At 62.0% G+C, this 19,546-nt stretch carries 17 protein-coding genes; 9 read left to right on the top strand and 8 right to left on the bottom strand.

The features are described from left to right. Nucleotides 1-9 precede the first annotated feature (9 nt). The 4 genes from CAF90_RS11530 to CAF90_RS11515 all read left to right on the top strand — a co-directional run bounded on the left by CAF90_RS11530 (nt 10) and on the right by CAF90_RS11515 (nt 5,545). The gene (locus CAF90_RS11530; protein WP_085606389.1) at nt 10-888 is read left to right on the top strand and encodes an endonuclease/exonuclease/phosphatase family protein; all 879 of its coding nucleotides are present in this window, start codon (nt 10-12) and stop codon (nt 886-888) included. Next, on the top strand, nt 885-2,975 hold the full coding sequence (locus CAF90_RS11525) for a diguanylate cyclase (protein ID WP_085606387.1): 2,091 nt from the start codon (nt 885-887) through the stop codon (nt 2,973-2,975). Before CAF90_RS11530 ends, CAF90_RS11525 begins: the two co-directional genes overlap by 4 nt. Nucleotides 2,976-3,076: 101 nt before the next feature. Then, the gene (locus tag CAF90_RS11520; RefSeq protein ID WP_007954046.1) at nt 3,077-3,856 is read left to right on the top strand and encodes an N-acetylmuramoyl-L-alanine amidase; all 780 of its coding nucleotides are present in this window, start codon (nt 3,077-3,079) and stop codon (nt 3,854-3,856) included. 75 nt (nt 3,857-3,931) lie between these two features. Next, nucleotides 3,932-5,545, top strand: a complete 1,614-nt coding sequence (locus tag CAF90_RS11515; RefSeq protein ID WP_170929372.1) for an EAL domain-containing protein — start codon at nt 3,932-3,934, stop codon at nt 5,543-5,545. On the opposite strand, the gene CAF90_RS11510 is transcribed toward CAF90_RS11515, so the two are convergent. Next, on the bottom strand, nt 5,542-7,332 hold the full coding sequence (locus tag CAF90_RS11510; RefSeq protein ID WP_085606383.1) for a KinB sensor domain-containing domain: 1,791 nt from the start codon (nt 7,330-7,332) through the stop codon (nt 5,542-5,544). The genes CAF90_RS11515 and CAF90_RS11510 overlap by 4 nt on opposite strands. A gap of 10 nt (nt 7,333-7,342) precedes the next feature. After that, nucleotides 7,343-8,689 carry a sigma-54-dependent response regulator transcription factor AlgB gene (gene algB, locus CAF90_RS11505; protein WP_007954049.1) on the bottom strand — a complete coding sequence of 449 codons (1,347 nt, stop codon included), beginning with the start codon at nt 8,687-8,689 and terminating at the stop codon, nt 7,343-7,345. 427 nt (nt 8,690-9,116) lie between these two features. Between algB and CAF90_RS11500 the strand changes: the two genes are divergently transcribed. From CAF90_RS11500 to CAF90_RS11475, 5 genes are all read left to right on the top strand, one after another. Beyond that, on the top strand, nt 9,117-9,401 hold the full coding sequence (locus tag CAF90_RS11500) for a hypothetical protein (protein ID WP_011331770.1): 285 nt from the start codon (nt 9,117-9,119) through the stop codon (nt 9,399-9,401). A 67-nt stretch (nt 9,402-9,468) separates the two neighbouring features. Further along, the gene (locus tag CAF90_RS11495; protein ID WP_003177151.1) at nt 9,469-9,633 is read left to right on the top strand and encodes a DUF1328 domain-containing protein; all 165 of its coding nucleotides are present in this window, start codon (nt 9,469-9,471) and stop codon (nt 9,631-9,633) included. Nucleotides 9,634-9,635: 2 nt separating this feature from the next. After that, nucleotides 9,636-10,100, top strand: a complete 465-nt coding sequence (locus CAF90_RS11490) for an inhibitor of vertebrate lysozyme family protein (RefSeq protein WP_007954053.1) — start codon at nt 9,636-9,638, stop codon at nt 10,098-10,100. Nucleotides 10,101-10,797: 697 nt separating this feature from the next. Beyond that, nucleotides 10,798-12,129 (top strand): glutamate/aspartate:proton symporter GltP, encoded by a 1,332-nt coding sequence (gene gltP / locus CAF90_RS11480; RefSeq protein WP_007954055.1) that lies wholly within the window; start codon nt 10,798-10,800, stop codon nt 12,127-12,129. Nucleotides 12,130-12,231: 102 nt separating this feature from the next. Next, on the top strand, nt 12,232-13,461 hold the full coding sequence (locus CAF90_RS11475; RefSeq protein ID WP_007954056.1) for a nucleoside recognition domain-containing protein: 1,230 nt from the start codon (nt 12,232-12,234) through the stop codon (nt 13,459-13,461). Between the two features lie 7 nt (nt 13,462-13,468). Here CAF90_RS11475 and CAF90_RS11470 read toward each other — a convergent pair whose 3' ends face one another. The 6 genes from CAF90_RS11470 to CAF90_RS11445 form a co-directional block, all read right to left on the bottom strand. Next, nucleotides 13,469-14,092 (bottom strand): ABC-type transport auxiliary lipoprotein family protein, encoded by a 624-nt coding sequence (locus CAF90_RS11470; protein WP_085606381.1) that lies wholly within the window; start codon nt 14,090-14,092, stop codon nt 13,469-13,471. Next, the gene (locus tag CAF90_RS11465; RefSeq protein WP_007954061.1) at nt 14,089-15,027 is read right to left on the bottom strand and encodes an MlaD family protein; all 939 of its coding nucleotides are present in this window, start codon (nt 15,025-15,027) and stop codon (nt 14,089-14,091) included. The genes CAF90_RS11470 and CAF90_RS11465 overlap by 4 nt, the downstream gene beginning before the upstream one ends. Nucleotide 15,028: 1 nt before the next feature. Continuing rightward, entirely contained in the window at nt 15,029-15,832 is an 804-nt protein-coding gene (locus tag CAF90_RS11460; RefSeq protein WP_085606379.1) for an ABC transporter ATP-binding protein, read from the bottom strand. After that, complete coding sequence (locus CAF90_RS11455) at nt 15,829-16,977, bottom strand: ABC transporter permease (RefSeq protein ID WP_045121722.1); 1,149 nt, start codon at nt 16,975-16,977, stop codon at nt 15,829-15,831. The genes CAF90_RS11460 and CAF90_RS11455 overlap by 4 nt, the downstream gene beginning before the upstream one ends. Before the next feature lie 55 nt (nt 16,978-17,032). Then, on the bottom strand, nt 17,033-18,061 hold the full coding sequence (locus CAF90_RS11450) for a DUF5924 family protein (RefSeq protein ID WP_007954065.1): 1,029 nt from the start codon (nt 18,059-18,061) through the stop codon (nt 17,033-17,035). A 75-nt stretch (nt 18,062-18,136) separates the two neighbouring features. Then, nucleotides 18,137-19,528 (bottom strand): pitrilysin family protein, encoded by a 1,392-nt coding sequence (locus CAF90_RS11445; RefSeq protein ID WP_085606377.1) that lies wholly within the window; start codon nt 19,526-19,528, stop codon nt 18,137-18,139. Nucleotides 19,529-19,546: the final 18 nt, after the last annotated feature.

Here is a 19,546-nt window from a genome sequence, read left to right as displayed (position 1 = left end):
GCAATCGCCATGCGCCGCTGGGGAACCGAACGCGTCGTTGGCCTGCATGATCCGCAGGTCAACGAGCATCACCTGGAATCGACGGGCCTGCCCGCAGACAGCCGTCTGCGCTTGCTCAGCTTCAATATTCAGGTCGGCATCAGCACCGAGCGCTATCGGCACTACCTGACCCGCAGCTGGCAGCATCTGCTGCCGCACCCCGGGCGCTCCACCAATCTGCAAAAGATCGGCAATCTGCTCGGCGACTTCGATCTGGTCGCCCTGCAGGAAGCCGATGGCGGCAGCCTGCGTTCAGGCTACGTCAATCAGGTCGAACATCTGGCCCAGCTCGGCGCCTTCCCCTACTGGTATCAACAACTCAATCGCAACCTTGGCCGACTGGCCCAGCACAGCAATGGCGTGCTCAGTCGCCTGCGGCCGTGGGCGATCGAAGACCATCCGCTGCCGGGTCCGAAGGGACGCGGTGCGATTCTGGTGCGCTTCGGCGAAGGCCCGGAAGCGCTGGTGGTGGTGATGATGCACCTGGCGCTCAGCGCCCGGGTGCGTAGCATGCAGCTGGCCTACATCCGCGAACTGATCGGCGGCTACAAGCATCAGGTGCTGATGGGCGACATGAACACCCACGCCAGCGATCTGCTGCAACACTCGCCGTTGCGCGACCTCGGCCTGCTGGCCCCGCAACTCGAAGCGACATTCCCCAGCTGGCGCCCCCAGCGCTGCCTGGACCATATTCTGCTCAGCCCGACCCTGACCCTGGAAAAGGTCGAAGTGCTGGCACAACCGATTTCCGATCACCTGCCGGTCGCGGTAGAGATTCGTCTGCCGGGTTCGCTCACGGCCGATGCATTGCCCGCGTTGAGCACTGCCCTTCGCGGAACCCCTGAATGAGCGACGAAGCCCAGCGCTGGAAAGAGAAATACCTCAAAAGCATCGAACAACAGGAAAAGCTCGAACGTCGATGGGACGCCCGGCTCGACCTGCTGCGCCGTGGCCTGGTGCGCAGCACCCTGGCGGCGGAAGGCACCGACCGCGTGGTCGATCAGTGCATGAAAGAGATGCGCGACGTGGTGCGCACCGATGACATGGACGCCGGCCTCGCCGCCTTGCTGCCGCGCCTGGAAAAAGCCGTGCTTGATTCCGAGCAGCGCCGGGAAACCCGGATCGAACAGGTCAGCACTGCACTGACTGCGCTGGTCACTCAGTTGCAATCCCTGCCCCTGCCCCGCGATGTGGCCCAGCCGCTGAAGAAATTCGCCAAGCAGCTGGACGGCCGGGTGAGTCAGGCAAGGGAAATGCCGCTGCTGCTCAGCGAACTCAGCGGCTTGCAGGGCAAGGCTTTGAGCCAGCTGGAGACCCCGGCAGAACCGGGACGCCCCGGATTGTTGCAGCGTCTGTTCGGCAGCCGCGACAACGAGGAAACGCCTGCGACGGCGACCCAGCCTGCCGTGGCGGCACCGCCCGCACCGTCAGAGCAAGCGCCCGTCACGCATGAAACAGCGCCCTTGCAGGAAGCGCCTGTCACGACCGCCGAACCGGTCGCCTCTACGCCCGTCAGCCAAGCACCGATCGCCGCCCCCGTGGCCGAACCAGCGAAAATTCCGGAGCCAACCCCCGAGTATCATGCGGAGCCGGAGGTGGTGGCCTTCGAGCCGGCCAGAATCCTCACCGAAGCTCCTACCGCCTCTAGCGAACCAGAACCCGCCGAGCCAAAACCGGAGCCGCAGGCTTTCACGCCTCCACCGGTTTTCGCGCCGACAGTGCCAACAGCCATCAACCCGGACGAACTGATCCACCCCGGCGATACCCCGCCGCCGGTGATCCTCGACAGCCTGCCCCTGCCCGAGCCCATCGCCCAGGCATTGGCCGCAATCGATCCCGAGCAATCCGAGCACGACATCCTCTACGCCCTGCCGGACTCGCCAGAACCATCCTACAGCTCGGTCGCCAAACACATCGAAGACACGCTGATCGGGTTGCTGGACGACCTGACCCTGCCGGAGCGCCACCGCCCGCAAGCCGAAGCCATGCGCGATCGCCTGAAAAACGGTCTGAACTGGTACGAACTGCTGCCGATCCTCGACGATCTGGCGACCTTGATGCTGGCGATTACCGACAGCGGCCAGCACGAATTCGAAGCTTATTTGCAGCAACTCAACGAACGCCTCGAAGCGTTCCAGAGCAACTTGCAGGCCGCCAGCGAAGGCCACGCCGACAACAGCTCCGCGGCGCGGGCGATGGACACGCAGATCCGCGAACAGGTCGACGGCTTGCAGAACAGCGTGCAGGAAGCGGCCGATCTGGATGATCTCAAGCAAGTGCTGGAAAACCACCTCGAAGGCCTGCTCGGCACGATGGATCAGCACCAGAAGCAGCGTGACGCCCGAGAACAGGAAGTCGCCGGACGCCTGAAAAGCCTGGCCGAGCGCGTCGCGCACATGGAGCAGGAAGCACTCGGCTATCGCGAACACCTTGAAGAGCAGCGCCAGAAAGCCCTGATCGACCCCCTCACCGGCCTGCCCAACCGCGCGGCCTGGACCGAACGGCTCGAACATGAAATCGCCCAATGGCAGCAACATGGCAACACCCTGAGCCTGGCCATGCTCGACCTCGATCACTTCAAACGGATCAACGATAACTACGGCCACCTGGCCGGCGACAAGGTGTTGAAGATCATCGCGACGGTGCTGCGCAAACGCCTGCGTGGCAGCGATTTCATTGCCCGATTTGGTGGAGAGGAATTTGTATTGCTGCTGCCGGCCACTCCGCCGGCCGTCGGCACCAAACTCCTGGAAACCCTGCGCGCTTCCATCGAAGCCTGCCCGTTTCACTTCAAGGGCGAGCGCGTCACGATCACGGTTTCCATGGGGCTGGCGGCGTTCCGGCCGGGAGAACACAGCGATCTGGTGCTCAAAAGAGCCGATCAGGCGCTTTACCGGGCGAAAAACGCAGGGCGTAACCGGGTGGAGCTGGGCTGAGGCAATTGTTCCATATTGTTTAAATCAGCCCTTTAAGCGTCGAAGCGCAAGGCGATACGTTACACTGTTGCATTATCGTCTTGCGTGTACTGCCCTCTGCCATGAAATTTTTTACCCTGCTCGCGTCGCTACTCTTACTGGCCGGTTGTGCCAGCGGCCCGCGTTTTGACACCAGCCATCCTTCGGTCAATCACGACAGTCGCGTGCAATTTGTGATCGTGCACTACACCTCCGCTTCACTCGAACGCTCATTGCAGTTGTTGACCCACGGCGAAGTCAGCAGCCATTACCTGATCGGCGACGACAAGAACGCCACCATCTACAAGCTGATGGACGAAAACCTGCGGGCCTGGCACGCCGGCGAAAGCGAATGGCAAGGCCGTACCTGGCTCAACTCCAGCTCGATCGGCATCGAGATCGTCAATCCGGGCTTCAAGGACACGCCGACCGGGCGCCTCTGGTATCCCTACAGCGAAGCCCAGGTGCAATCGCTGATCGTTCTGCTCAAGGACATCAGCAAGCGCCAGGGCATCAGCCCGCGCCACATCATCGGCCATAGCGACATCGCCCCGCTGCGCAAGCTCGACCCGGGACCGCTGTTCCCCTGGAAGCGCCTGGCGGCCGAAGGGCTGGGGCTCTGGCCCAACGAACAAGCCGTGGCACGCCAACAGGCGCAGTTCGACGCCGAGCTGCCGAGCATCACCTGGTTCCAGAGCCAACTGGCGCGCCTGGGCTACTCGACGCCGCAGACCGGGGAGCTGGATGTGGCGACCCGCCATGTGCTCGCGGCCTTCCAGATGCACTACCGCCCGACGCGCTTTGACGGCACGCCGGATGCGCAAACGGCAGCGTTGCTGCTGGTGCTGAATCAGACAAAATAATGACGCCCGCCCGACGGTCAGGGCGAAAGTGCAATCAGCAGCTATAACTCATTGGTAATTCTTCGGATATCCATGATGGTTGCTACCCGAGAGACGCTGCGTAGCTGGTTTTATCGCCCCTGGTTTCTGGCGATGATCGCGGCTGTCCTCAGTGCGAGCCTGCTGATCACCGGCGGGCTGTTCGTGGCCATGCGCCAGGTCGAACAAAGCGAAAGCCAGGAAATGAACGCCCAGGGCGAGCGGTTCCTGGCGCGTCTGGAGCAACTGTTCGGCCAGTTGCGCGAAAGCCTCGACGACCTCGAAGCCCAACCCTTGCGCAGCTGCGACGACGAAATGATCGCCACGTTGCAGCAAGTGACGTTCAACTACCGCTTCGTCTATGAAGCGGCCTACATGGACGCCACGCGGATCTGCTCCAACCGTCCGCGCCAGGAAGGCCTGTCGGTGATCCGTCCTCCGGACATCAAAGGCCCGACCTACAGCTATTGGCTGAACACCACCACCGAACCCGATGAAAACCGCGCAGCGCTGATGCTCGGGCGCGGCAACTTTCGCGTCGCCACTTCACGCGGGCATTTGACCGACATGGTCGACCTGTCGCCCGGCAGCAGCCTGCTGGTGGTGCTGGATCACGGGACCCGGGCGATTCCGGTACTCGGCGTTCCACAAGCCTGGCCACCCACTGAACCCTGGCCGCCGAAAACTCCGGATGCGCTGCAAGTCACCCAGTCGCACCTGATCTACCGCATGCCCACCGATAACCCGGAATACCAACTGGTGCTGATCAGCCCGCGCTCGGGCATGCACATTCCGGAGCTTTGGTGGTGGATGGTGCCGTTCTGTCTGGTGCTCGGTGCGCTGGTAGGCGTTCTGGTGTTCTGGATCGTGCGCCAGCGCCAGTCGCTGGATGCCGAGCTGCACGGCGCGATCCGCCGGGGCGAGTTGCAGGTGCTTTATCAACCGATCTTCGATCTCGACAGCCGCAACTGCGTCGGCGCCGAAGCCCTGCTGCGCTGGCGCCGGCCGGACGGCACGCTGACCAGCCCCGATTTGTTCATCCCGATGGCCGAGAACACCGGGCAGATTCGCCAGATGACCGACTTCGTCCTGCAACGCTTGCTTGAGCAGTTGGGCCAGTTGCTGCGAGCCAATCCGCAGTTGTACATCTCGGTGAACCTGGCCGCCTGCGACGTGATGGTGCCGCGCATCGGCCAGGTCATGGCGCGGCTGTTGACCCTGCATAGAGTCGCGGCGCGGCAGATTGCTTTCGAGGTGACCGAACGCGGCCTGATCGATGTGGTGGTGGCCCGGGAAAACCTGCAGGCGCTGCGGGATGTCGGCCATCAGGTGCTGATTGACGATTTCGGCACCGGCTATTGCAGCCTGGCGTACCTGCAAACCTTGCCGGTGGATTGCTTGAAGATCGACAAGGCCTTCATCGACGCCCTCGGCCATGACGCCGCCAGCAGCGGTGTCGCGCCGCACATCATTCACATGGCCCAGGCCCTGGACCTGAAGGTGATCGCCGAAGGGATCGAATATGAATCCCAGGCCGAGCTGCTGAGCAGCGAAGGGGTGAAATTCGGTCAGGGCTGGCTGTTCGCCCACGCTTTGAGCGCGGTGCAGTTCATCGAACTGATCACCCGTGGTCGGCGGCTAGCCGGCCGCCGGATTGACGACGAAGCCTAGACCGCCAGCGCCATGTAGAACTGCGTGCCCTGCCCCGGCCGTGAGTAAACACCCATCCGCCCACCGTGCAACTGGACGATTTCCTTGCACAGCGCCAGACCCAGCCCGGCCCCGCCCTTTTTCCTGCCGACTTGAACGAACGGTTCGAAGATCCGCCCTTGCTGACCGTAAGCAATCCCTTCGCCGTTGTCTTCGACGCTGATGATCACCCGCTCGCCATGGCGCCGGGCCTGCAAGCGGATCAGCCCGTCGCGCGCCGTGTGGCGCAAGGCGTTGTCGATCAGGTTGTCGAGGACTCGATCGAGCTGCGCCTGATCCGCCTGCAAGCGTGGCAGCGGGCCTTGCGCTTCGACTTGCAGGGTAACGCCCTTCTGCGCCGCCGAATCGGCGAAACGCAAACGCGCCTGCTCCAGCAGATCCTCGATGGAGCACGGCGCCAGCGTGAGCTTCTGCAAACCGCTCTGATAACGCGAGAAATTCAGCAGATCGTTGATCAGTTGCATCAGGCGCTGCATTTCTTCGTTAACTGTGTCGAGCAGGTCGGACTCGCGCGACTCCGGAGGAAACTTAGCCCGCTCGCGGAACAGCCCGAAAGCCATGTGCATGCCCGTGACCGGTGTGCGCAATTCGTGAGACGCGCGCAGCACGAACTCGCTGCGCACCCGTTCGAAGGCGCGTTGCTCGGTGACGTCATGCAAAACCATCACGGCGCCAAGGATATGCCCTTGGGTATGGCTGACCGGCGTCAGGCTGTAGGTCAGCAGGCGCGATTCGCCATCGACCTCGATGCTCAAATCTTCCGGCGCCCGCTCGAGGGTGCCGCCGCGCAACACCAGTTGCAGCTGTGCATCCAGCTCTGGACGCTGAAGCGCTGTGCCCAGGCCCTCGCCGAAACGGTCGCTGTCCCAGCCCAATTGTCGCTGGGCCACCGGGTTCAAGTGTTCCAGACGACCCTGACGGTCGATCATCAGCAAACCATCATCGATGCTGTCGAGTACCGCTTGCAGGCGCTGCTGGCCAGCGAGCAGTTCGTCGACATTGGTCGCCTGATGCTCGCGCAGGGCTTCGGCCATCAGCCCGAAGCGGCGCGTCAACAGATTGATCTCCATCGCCGAGGACACCGGCAGGGTCACTTCGAAATTGCCCTGACCGATGTTGTCCGCCGCTTTGGCCAGCGCTTCGATCGGCGCACCAAAACGCCGGGCGATGCCTTGGGCGGTGATGAAGCCGATGATCAGCACCGCCAGCCCCACCAGCCCGAGCAAACCGGAAATCAGCAGCGCCCGGTCACGGGCGGCGTGCTGGACTGCGTTGATGTTATCCAGCGCGTGCTTGTGTTCTGAGATCAAACCGTTACGCAGGGTGTTGAATCGTTCGCGCAAGTCGCCACTACCACTCAGGGCGGCGCCCGGATCGCGGGAGATATCGAACGCCTCAAGGAAGGTCAGGTAATCGCTCTTCGCCTGACTGAAGCCATATTGGCGATTGTCGTTTTTCTGCTCTTGGGCGATACCCTCGTCGAGCAATTCGAAATAGCGTTGTTTGGATGCTTCGAACGCCACGGGATCGGGTTTCTCGGCAAGCATCATGATCAGTTGATCGCCAAGCGTCTGCCGCAGCTTGAGCCCCAGATCGAGGGTGACGAAGTTGTTGCGGATCAGCGCCTCCTGGGTGCCGGCCATCTGCATCACGCTGACCAGCCCGAGCATCAGCCCGAGCAAGGCCACGGTGATCAGCGCGGAAATGCTCAGGAACAAGCGAGTCCGCAACTTCATCGCCAGTTTCATCGGCGGATGCTCACAGGTTGTACTGCTTGCGCTTGCGATACAGGGTCGAGGCGTCGATCCCCAGAGTCTTGGCGGCCTGATCAAGAGTGCCGGCAGTCGCCAGTACCGCGCCGATGTGGGCTTTCTCCAGCTCGTCGAGGCTCAGCGCGGCGCCAACCCGTGGCGCGTTGTTCGCCGGTTGTTCGGCCATGCCGAGGTGGCTGATTTCCACACGCTCCTGCGGGCAGATGATGCTCGCCCGCTCGACCACGTTACGCAGCTCGCGGATATTGCCGGGCCAGCGATAACCCAACAGTGCTTCACGAGCCTCATCACTGAAACCCCGCGCGGGGCGCGCGTATTCCTTCACGAAGCGAGCGAGGAAACGGTCGGCCAGGGTCAGGATGTCTTCGGCCCGTTCGCGCAGCGGCGGCAAATGCAGGGTGATGACGTTCAGGCGATAGAGCAGGTCCTCACGGAAACGCCCGTCGCGCACCATGTCTTCAAGATTGAGGTTGGTGGCGGCAAGAATGCGCACATCGGCGCGGCGGGTGACTGGATCCCCTACCCGCTCGTATTCCTTGTCCTGGATGAAACGCAGCAACTTGGGTTGCAATGTCAGGGGAAAATCGCCGATCTCGTCGAGAAACAGCGTACCGCCATCGGCTTGGTTGACCCGACCCAGTGTGCTCTCGCTGGCCCCGGTGAACGCGCCACGACTGTGACCGAACAACTCGCTTTCCATCAGTTCGGCGGTCAGCGACGGGCAATTGATGGTCACGCAGGATTTCTTCTCGCGCTTGCTCCACCCATGAATCGCTCGGGCCAGTTCACCCTTACCGGTGCCGGACTCGCCGAGGATCAGAATGTTGGCGTCGGTGCCCGCCACTTGCCGCGCGGTTTCAAGTACGACTTTCATCGCCGGGCTGTGGGAATCGAGACCGTCCTTGGGTTTGCGGATCTCGCCTTCGAGGGCTTCCAGACGCGCCGATAGCTGACGTACTTCCAGTTGCTTGGCGGTCGCCAGGCGCAATTGATCCGGACTGCACGGCTTGACCAGATAGTCGGCAGCGCCGGCCTGAATTGCGTCCACCGCGGTGTCGACAGCCGAATGGGCGGTGACGATCACGACCCGCATCCACGGCGCCTGAATGCGCATCTGCGCCAATACATCCAGGCCGTTGTCTTCACCCAGGCGCAAATCAAGGAAGCACAGATCGAACACCTGGCGTTGCAGCAGCGCGTCAGCCTGAGCCGCGCTGTTGGCGGTGGCGACGGTATAACCTTCGTCTTCGAGGCAATAACGAAAGGTTCGCAGGATGGCGGATTCATCGTCCACCAGCAGAATGCGGCCTTGGTGCTCAGTGGCTGATTCCATTTTTCCTACGCTCCATAAGTGAATGTCTTGGGTTAGTCCCGGAAAAATCGGGCAAGTTGCATGGTTGATTCTGATCGATTCCGGTCATAGCAGGGTAGCTCTCTCCTGCCCTCACGGCTAATCCGCTGATTTTGTTGATTTTTTAAACATCGCACAGTTTCAAGGCGGTTTCCTGCCTCCTTTTCTGACATCCGCACCCTGCCCTCAATTCAAAAAGAATGATTTCTCCTACGAAATAATCGTGCATTACGCACGACCCTGCGCGGGCCATCGTGCAGGATGCGTCGTCAGGAATTTTCACGCCATCTATAACTATCTGATTTTATTGGTTTTTTTTAAACAAAAAAGCTGGCATGCAGGCTGCAATACCTCTCTCAGCCCGGGCAGAAATGCACTGCCCCAACCGAATAAGAGTGAGGAACCCAGGATGACTCGCCCACGTGCCGCCCAAATGCGTATCTCGCCACTGCACTTGCAGCAGGCCCTGTTTGGCGCACTTGCGCTGTTGATCACGCTGATCGCCTGCCAGCAATACCTGCGCTGGGAGCACAGTCAGCAACCTGAGCCCCTGATTTCCATGCAACACGCGACGCAGACGCACTTCAGCGCCGTCAGCAGCAGCCAGGCCGACAACGGCGCGATGCGCATGATGGACGTCGACCAGCCACAGCCACTGGGCGACATGCCCCGTGAAGAACGCTGGGTTTTCTGATCAACGAATCTGGGCGCCCCCGCGCCGAGACCGGCAACACCCCTAAATAGAAACAAGGAGAATCACCATGTTGAGCTGGGCAATCACATTCCTGATCATTGCCATCATCGCTGCAGTACTGGGCTTCGGTGGTATCGCGGGCACCGCCACGGGTATCGCCAAGATTCTCTTTGTCGTGTTCCTGGTGATGTTCATCGCTTCCTTCTTCTTTGGCCGTCGCGGTCGAGGTTGAACATGAAGGGTTTAAAGACACTGGCAGCCGCCCTGCTCCTGGGCGGTAGTGCCATGGCGATGGCGGCCAATGACGGCCAGGCGCGGGTCAACGAACTGTTGAGTTCCGACCCGCAATACAGGGAAACCTGGGAAGGCGTGGTGAAGAAGGAAGAACGACTGCCGGAATGGGTGATGAACCTCTCCGGCGCACCGGACCAACAGATGAATGCCGTGACTGAAGATGGCGATCAGTATCTGGTGGGGCCGCTCTGCGAATCGCAGGACAAATGCCTCAACCACCGCCTGATCGTCGCCTTCAGCTTCGACAAGAAACACGCTTACGCCATGCTGGTCGATGTGCCCGAAGGACTGCCGGCGGACAAGTCGCCAACGCGACATGCCACCTACCGCTTCCTCGGCAAGCCCGACCAGGGCATGCAGGATCTGTTGATGGAAACGCTGAAGAAAGATCCGAACTGGTATTGAACATGAGGGCAGCTGAAAGGCTGTCCTCCATTGCACCCGCCCGAGGAAGGCCGGTGCATGACCAGGGGGCCGGGACGTTCTGACTGTTGCAGGGTCGGAGTGACCTACGGGTACAGGGAGTGCCTGCGATGAGGGCCGGGTCAGGGTAAGAGCTGCGACGCAAGTTCGCCAACCGGAGCGGTTCGACGGACTTGCGCTGAGCTTTCAACGTGACAAAACGTTGATCCAGAGCGTTCTGCTCGTCTTTTTTATCGCTCACACTGCGTGCGAAAGCATTTCGCGGTGTTTCCTCGCGACCGTATATCGAGAAAGAGTCGATCGAGTAAGTCGGACTTTTAGATTCCGAACGTAGGCTTTTTCCTAAATTTTTCGTTGAAATCACTCGTTCAAAAAATAACCAACCTACGCTGTAATGGCCGGTTCACGGCACTTATGCCTGCCGAAATGTCGTATTCGAACCGGTTGGGACGCCAGTTTCATTTAAAAAAGCTCATGCCGATTCGGCATAGGGTAGGCGTTTACGGCATTAGACGGCGCAACCTTGCATCGGAATAGTTGCGCCTTTTTTCGCCTGCCGGAGAGCCGTAAACACGCGCTTCGGGGCACCTTATACGGAGGCAGATGCACAGACTTTTCCGCTAAAGAGCGTTCCAGTTCCTGCATGTGCCTGAGTCAAACGCAAGTAAGGGTAAAGATAATGAAGAAGGCAAAGCTTAGCCTCGCCTGGCAGATCCTCATCGGTCTGGTGTTGGGGATTGCAATCGGTGCGTTGCTCAACCATTTCAGTGCCGAGAAGGCCTGGTGGATCAGCAACGTCCTGCAACCGGCAGGCGATATCTTTATCCGTCTGATCAAGATGATCGTGATCCCGATCGTCATCTCTTCCCTGATCGTCGGCATCGCCGGCGTGGGCGACGCCAAGAAGCTCGGGCGCATCGGCCTGAAGACCATCATCTACTTCGAAATCGTCACCACCATCGCCATCGTCGTCGGCCTGCTGCTGGCCAACCTGTTCCATCCGGGTGCCGGCATCGACATGAGCACCCTGGGTACTGTGGACATCTCCAAGTACCAGGCGACCGCCGCCGAAGTGCAGCATGAACACGCGTTCATCGAGACCATCCTCAACCTGATTCCGTCGAACATCTTCGCGGCCATGGCCCGCGGCGAGATGCTGCCGATCATCTTCTTCTCCGTGCTGTTCGGTCTCGGTCTGTCGAGCCTGCAGTCGGACCTGCGCGAGCCACTGGTGAAGATGTTCCAGGGCGTCTCGGAAAGCATGTTCAAAGTCACCCACATGATCATGAACTACGCCCCGATCGGCGTATTCGCACTGATCGCGGTGACCGTGGCCAACTTCGGTTTCGCTTCGCTGCTGCCGCTGGCCAAGCTGGTGATCCTGGTTTACGTCGCCATCGCCTTCTTCGCCTTCGTGATTCTGGGCCTGATCGCCAAGATGTTCGGTTTCTCGGTGATCAAGCTGATGCGCATCTTCAAGGATGAGCTGGTGCTGGCTTACTCCACCGCTTCCTCGGAAACCGTGCTGCCACGCGTGATCGAGAAGATGGAAGCCTACGGCGCACCGAAAGCCATCTGCAGCTTCGTAGTACCGACCGGCTACTCGTTCAACCTCGACGGTTCGACCCTGTACCAGTCCATCGCGGCGATCTTCATTGCTCAGCTGTACGGCATCGACCTGTCGATCAGCCAGCAACTGCTGCTGGTCCTGACCCTGATGGTGACCTCCAAAGGTATCGCCGGCGTACCGGGCGTGTCCTTCGTGGTATTGCTGGCCACTCTGGGCAGCGTTGGTATCCCGCTGGAAGGCCTGGCCTTCATCGCCGGTGTCGACCGTGTGATGGACATGGCGCGTACCGCCCTCAACGTGATCGGCAACGCCCTCGCCGTACTGGTCATCGCCCGTTGGGAAGGCATGTACGACGACGCCAAGGGCCAGCGCTACTGGAACTCGCTGCCGCACTGGCGCAGCAAGGAAAAACTGCCGGCCGGTGACGTTTCGAACAACTGATCCCCGCCCGCCAGGCACCCTGACAAACCCCGGAGAAATCCGGGGTTTGTCGTTTCTGGCGACCCCGCTATCATTCGCCGCATCTTCCGGGGGATTTGACTGATGCTTAATGGCCTGTGGCTTGGCTTCTTCATCGTGGCAGCCGTTTCGGCGCTGGGGCAATGGCTGATCGGCGGCAACGCCGGGATCTTCGCGGCGATGGTGGAAAGCATTTTTGCCATGGCCAAGCTGTCGGTCGAAGTCATGGTGCTGCTGTTCGGCACGCTGACCCTGTGGCTGGGCTTTCTGCGCATCGCCGAGAAAGCCGGGATCGTCGAATGGCTGGCCAAAGCGCTGGGCCCGCTGTTCCTGCGACTGATGCCGGAAGTGCCAGCGGGGCACCCGGCCATCGGCCTGATCACCCTGAACTTCGCCGCCAACGGCCTGGGCCTGGACAACGCCGCCACGCCGATCGGCCTTAAAGCGATGAAGGCGCTGCAAGAGCTCAACCCCAGCTCGACCATCGCCAGCAACGCGCAGATCCTGTTCCTGGTACTCAACGCTTCGTCCCTGACCCTGCTGCCGGTGACGATCTTCATGTACCGCGCCCAGCAAGGCGCGCCGGACCCGACGCTGGTGTTCCTGCCGATCCTGCTGGCCACCAGCTGCTCGACCATCGTCGGCTTCCTGTCGGTGGCGTTCATGCAGCGCCTGCGGGTCTGGGACCCGGTGGTGCTGGCTTACCTGATTCCCGGCGCGCTGATCCTCGGCGGCTTCATGGCGTTGCTCGCGACGATGTCGGCCACCGCACTGGCGGGGCTTTCGTCGATTCTCGGCAACCTGACGCTGTTCGGCCTGATCATGCTGTTCCTGGTGATCGGCGCCTTGCGCAAGGTGAAGGTCTACGAGGCCTTTGTCGAAGGTGCGAAGGAAGGTTTCGACGTGGCCAAGAACCTGCTGCCGTATCTGGTGGCGATGCTTTGTGCGATCGGCGTATTGCGCGCATCGGGCGCATTGGATTTCGGCCTCGACGGCATTCGCCATCTGGTGGAGTGGGCAGGGTGGGACACGCGTTTCGTCGATGCGCTGCCGACCGCCATGGTCAAACCGTTCTCCGGCAGCGCCGCCCGGGCGATGCTGATCGAAACGATGAAGACCTCGGGCGTGGACAGTTTCCCGGCGCTGGTGGCCGCGACCATTCAGGGCAGCACCGAAACCACGTTCTACGTATTGGCGGTGTACTTCGGCGCGGTGGGCATCCAGCGCGCCCGGCATGCCGTCGGTTGCGCGCTGCTGGCCGAGCTCGCGGGCGTGCTCGGCGCTATCGGCGTCTGCTACTGGTTCTTCGGTTAAGTAAGGCTCAAGGCCGGGCAGGTGGGGCAACTTTCTGGCCTTGCTCCACCGCCCACGCCACGACCTTCGCGGTGAGGCGATCACTGGCCTGACCGAAGCCGGCCACCACCGCCGGGACTTTCACATCATTGAGCGGCTGACGCTCTTCGAAGCGGCGACTGGCGAGAATCCGCTGGTCATAGCCACGCACCAGCAACGCATCGACCCGCACCACCACGCTGGCCTGATTGCCCTGATACTCGGTCTGAAACGCCTGCAGGCTGCCGCCCAATTCCAGGTCTGCCTGGAAGTTGCTGTCATCGGTGCTCAACAGCGACACCCGGCCATCGCGCTGGAATCCATCAAGCAATCGATTACGCACCAGCACCGGCGCCGGATCGCTCCAGCGCGAGGCCTTGTAGCTGCTGATCAAATCGCCCTGAGGAATCACCGCAATACTCGGCCGGTTCAGTGCTTCGCTGGCCTGCAGTTTGTTCAGGCGCAGCGACCAGTGCTGAGCCGCCGAACTGGCCGAGGCAGGCGCCTGTGCGGCTGGCAAACGGTAGACGTCCAGCGGTTCGGACTTGGGCAGGATCGAGCACGCGCTGATCAGCGTGAAGCCGGCGAGGAGGGCGAGGCGAGTCAGCTTCATGGCGTGAACTCCTTGTTCTTGTCACTGCCCAGCAGGTAACCGCTGGGGTTGGCCTCCAGGCGTTGGGAAATGGCGCGCAGCGAATTCAGGGTTTCACGCAGTTCGCGGATCGCCGGGGCCAGACCGTTGAGGCCCTGCATGCCGCTGTCGAGGGAGTTCTGGTTCTTGCTCAAAAGGCCGTTGATGGTGGCGCTGCTTTGCTCCAGGGATTTCATCGCCTGTTCAGCACTGCCCAGGGCCTGCTTGCCCTGATCGTTGAGCAGGCCGTTGGCGTTGCGCATCAGCGCGGACGTCTGTTCGAGCATGCTGCCGGCCTGTTTGCCGACCGTCGCCAGTTGCTGCATGGCCTGACGCAGGTCGCCGCGCTGATCGTTGATCGAGCCGGTGGTCTGTTCCAGATGCTGGAGGGTTTTGCTCACGCGCTCGATGTTGTCGGCGGAGAACATCTGATTGGCGTTGCTCAGCAGGGTGCTGACTCCGCTCATCAGGTCGTTGCTGTCATTGAGCAGCCGCGAGATCGGCGAGGGCGAGGCGACGATGGTCGGCAGATTCCCGTCATGGCCCTTGAGTTTCGGGCTCTCTGGCGTGCCGCCGCTGAGCTGGATGATCGAGGTGCCGGTGATCCCGGCCAGGGCCAGTTTGGCCTGGGTGTCTTCCTTGACCGGCGTATCACCCGCCAGGCGAATCCGCGCCAGCACCCGGCGCGGGTCCTGCGGGTCGAGGCGCAGGCTGACCACATCGCCGACCTTGATCCCGCTGTACTGCACCGGGCTGCCCCGGGACAGGCCACTGACCGCTTCGTTGAAGACGATTTCGTAATCCTTGAACTCGGTGTCGACGCTGGACTTGGCCAGCCACAGACCGAAGAGCAGGGCGCCCGCCACCACAATCACCGTGAACAGGCCGATCAATACATGATGGGCTCGGGTTTCCATGTCAGACCTCGTTGAGCTGTTTGGCGGCGTCCAGCGCCGAGCGGCCGCGAGGGCCGTGGAAGTATTCGTGAATCCACGCGTCATCGGTTTCCGAGACCACGTCGATGGGACCGGCCACCAGCACTTTCTTCTGCGCCAGTACCGCGACGCGGTCGGTGATGGTGTAGAGCGTGTCGAGGTCGTGGGTCACCAGAAACACGCTCAGGCCCAGCGCGTCGCGCAGGGTCAGGATCAATTGGTCGAACTGCGCCGCGCCAATCGGATCGAGGCCGGCGGTGGGTTCGTCGAGAAACAGGATGTCCGGGTCCAGCGCCAGCGCCCGGGCCAGTGCCGCGCGCTTGATCATGCCGCCGGACAGCGAAGCCGGGTACTTGTCCGCCGCCGACAGCGGCAGCCCGGCCAGCGCCAGCTTCACCGCCGCCAGATGCTCGGCGTCGTCGCGGCTCAGACCGGCGTGTTCGATGAGGGGCAGGGCGACATTCTCGGTGACGGTCAGCGACGAGAACAGCGCGCCTTTCTGGAACAGCACACCGAAACGCCGCTCGATCAGCGAACGCTCATGCTCCGGCAGGCTCGGCAGGTTCTGGCCGAACACCTTGACCATGCCTTCACTGGGCCGGCGCAAGCCGACGATGCTGCGCAGCAACACCGATTTGCCGCTGCCGGAGCCGCCGACCACGGCCAGGATCTCGCCTTTGTACAATTCGAGGTCGAGGTTCTCGTGCACGCTCTGGCTGCCGAAGCGATTGCACAGGCCACGGACTTCGATCACCGCCTCGGAGGGCGCGCGGGGTAGACGACTCACCAGCCCATCTCCATGAAAAACAGCGCGGCGACCGCATCGAGCACGATCACCACGAAAATCGATTGCACCACGCTTGAGGTGGTGTGGGCGCCAACGGATTCGGCGCTGCCGCTGACCTTGAAACCTTCCAGACAACCGATAGCGGCGATCAGGAACGCAAAGATCGGGGCTTTGACCAGGCCGACCAGGAAATGTTGAATCCCTATGTCGCTTTGCAGCAGCGACAGGAACATCGCCGGCGAGATATCCAGCGACACCGCGCAGACCACCGCGCCGCCGACGATCCCGCAGATCATCGCCAGAAAGGTCAGCATCGGCAGCGCCACCAGCAGCGCCAGCACCCGTGGCACCACCAGCAATTCCATGGGGTCGAGGCCGAGGGTGCGAATCGCGTCGATTTCCTCGTTAGCCTTCATCGAGCCGATCTGCGCCGTAAAGGCACTGGCGGTGCGGCCGGCCATCAGGATCGCCGTGAGCAACACGCCGAACTCGCGCAGGAAGGCGAAGCCGACCAGATCCACGGTGAACACGCTGGCGCCGAAACTGGCCAGCACCGTCGCCCCGAGGAACGCCACCACCGCGCCCACCAGAAAGGTCAGCAACGCGACGATGGGCGCGGCGTCGAGGCCGGTCTGTTCGATGTGGGCGATCATCGGCGTGATACGCCAGCGCTTGGGCCGGAACAGGCTGCGGGCGATGGTTTCGAGGATCAGGCCGACGAAGCCGAGCAATTGCAGGGTGTCTTGCCAGACCGTGTCGACGGCCCGGCCGATGCGGGTCAGCAATTGCACGCTGACGCTGATTTCCGGTTCCTTGATCGGTACGCAGAAGTCGGTCAGCGAGCGATACACGGTTTGCAGCAAGGCGCGGTCGGCGCTGGAAATCGTGCAGTCGGGGTGTTCGGCGGATTTGCCCAGCCGCTCCGAGCCGAGCAGTTCCACCAGCAGAGACGCGCCGGCGGTGTCGAGGGCGCCGAGGCCGTTGAGGTCGATAGGGGTGTTGGCGTCGTACTGGCCGTGGAGCGTTTCGCTCAGTTGCTTGAGGTCGGCGTAGTGGGCAAGCGTCCAGTCCCCAGTCACCCGCAGGCGGGCAGGGGTGATCGAGGTGTCCAGGCGGGCACTGCCGGTCATTGGGCTGCTGGTCATAAGCTCCGTGCTTGTTCGGCTGAATACGCTGGCATACGTAATAGCACGAACACGGTTACTTTTCTTTGGTCGGTGTGCTGTCCGTGACCTCGAAGCGCAGCACGCCGATTACCTGACCGTCCTCGGTCAACACCCGCACCTGCCATTTGCCCGCCGGGTTGCCGGGGAAGTTCTGCTTGTGGGTCCAGGCCCGGTAGCCTTCCTTGCGCCCGCCGTGGATGTCGAGGGCAATGCGGTCGACCTCTTTGCCGTTGAACTGCCAGACGTGATAAATCCGCTCATCAAGCCCGCGCGGTGCGTTGATCGCGGTGTAGGCATAGAGCCCGCCGCCACGGATCTGCTCGGCGCTGACTTCCTTGAGGCTGGCGCCCGGAACCCGGTCCTGCACCTGGGTGCTGATCGCCACGTCGGTCATCCACAGCGTTGCCGGCGGCACCCACGAACGCAGAACCCAGCCCACGCCACCGATGCCGACCGTGATACACAGGATCGCCAAGGCATTGCGCACGGTGCGGATCGGGAAGATCGACGCCAGGCTCGGGAACGACAACACCACTGCAATCCCCAGCGCCCATTTGAAGCTCTGCGAGGTGGTCAGGTGCATGATCACCGGCAGCGCCGTGAGCAGGGCGGCGAACAGGGTCAGGGTGTGCAGCGCCAGGAACGCCCAGCGCCGTGGCGCCAGCCATTTGTAGTAGAGCGGGTCGACGATCGAGATCAGCGCCGCGATGCACAGCAGCCCGGTGAAAAACAGCTGGCCGCTGTTCCAGGTGGTGGTGATGAAGAAGAACGGCAGGACGAAAAACAGGCTTTCCTGGTGGATCATCTGCGTCGCGTAACGCAGCAGCGGCTGGGGGATTTCCCGTTTGAAAATCCGCGTGAACAGCCTGGTCAGGCTGTTTTCCAGCATCAGCCAGATCCAGCTCAGCAGCATGATCGTGGTGATCCAGCTCGCCAGCCCCTGTTGCCGGTCGACCAGAATGAAGCTGCCGACCCCGGAGATGAAACCGCCGAGCGCAATGACCCCGGGGTAGCGCTTCATCAGTTCGAGAATGCGCTGGATCAGAAGGGTCAATTTAGACATTTGGGCGGTTCACGACAGTCGAGGAAAAAACCCCGACAGAGTACCGCCCGCCGGGCCGTGTGGCGAGGCTGCCGGTCAGTCTGGATGCACGGATTTGCGCCGATGCAGGCGCCAGCCGAGCAGCATCAGCACCACCACGCCCAATCCGCCCGCCAGCAGCCACAACACCTGATCGTCACTGAGCAGCGGTTTCTCGATCCGCAGATAGCCCGGTTGCAGCAGCAACTCGCGCATGGCCTTGTTCGCCGCCTCCAACGTCACGCCTTGCAGCTCCCGCGCAGGATCGGCAAAACGGCCATCCTCGTAGTCGCCCAGGGCGCTCCAGTAATAGTCGGCCATGGCGCTGGTGCCCTGCACGGCCCAGGCCTGGTGGGCGATGGCAGCTTGCTTCAAACGATTGAACGTGTCGGCATCGAGGCCGTTTTTCAGCAGGTCGGCCTTGAGGTCTTCCAGCACTTGTTCGGCTTCGGCAATGTCGCCGCGATCCAGGTCGGCGTTGAGGCTCATGAAACCCACGCCGCCGAACACTTCGCGCTCGGCCCACGGCCCGTAGGACAAACCGTGGTTCAGGCGCAATTGGCGATACAGCGCCCACTCCAGATATTCCTTGAGCAGGTCGAAGGTTTCGTCGTACTGATCGTCCAGCACCGGCTCCGGCACCAGCCAGTGCAGCTTGGCGCTGTTGCCGATGAAGCCGCGAGTGATCGTGCGTTCGTGAGCGGCGCTGGCGCGGATGTCCGGCAATGGACGATGTTCGCTCGGGTCGACCGCTTCCAGCGCGCCCCATGCCCGTTCCAGATAGGCCGGCAGCAGTTTGTCGAGGTCGCCGACGACGATCAGGGTCATGTTGTTCGGTGCGTACCAAGCCTTGCGCACCTTCTCCAGCTGTTCGCGGGTCAGGCCATCGACCTCGGCCCGCTGCGGGCATTTCAGGCCCAGCTCGACCGCCAGTTGATTGCTCGCGGTGTGGCCCAGATCCTGCCGGTCGAGGAAGCGTTGCAGGCGGGTGTAATGGCCGCCGTCCTCACGCTCGACCACTCGCTTGGCAGCGTTGATCGCGTTGTCGTCGAAGCGGGTCTGAGTCAGCAGGTCCAGCAGCAGGTCGAGGACCTTGCGCTGGTTTTTCGCCGGGGCTTCGATGACGAACGTGGTGTCGGCGTTGCTGGTGAAGGCGTTCCAGTCACCGCCGAGGGCCTGCATGCGTTCTTCGAGGCCACCTTCACCGGTGGCGTCGATGCCGCTGAACAGCAAGTGTTCGAGCAGGTGCGGCAGCTCCTTTTCATTGCAGTCAAAATCGTCGAGACCGACACCGATCACCAGCCGGATCGCCACGTGCCCACGCTCGGTGCCGGGCTTGAGCAGCAATTGCAAACCGTTGGGCAGCGCATAGCCCTCGACCTGAAAACGATCCAGGGCGAAGGCGGGCAGGGAACCGAGCAACAGACAGGCGAACAACAGGCAACGCATAACGAGCTTCCATACGGC

It is taken from the genome of Pseudomonas sp. B37(2017) (genome assembly GCF_002112885.1).
GTDB classification, from domain to species: domain Bacteria; phylum Pseudomonadota; class Gammaproteobacteria; order Pseudomonadales; family Pseudomonadaceae; genus Aquipseudomonas; species Aquipseudomonas paraglycinae.
The sequence above is the reverse complement of the archived record's forward strand: the minus strand, read 5'-3'. Positions and strand labels throughout refer to the sequence as shown.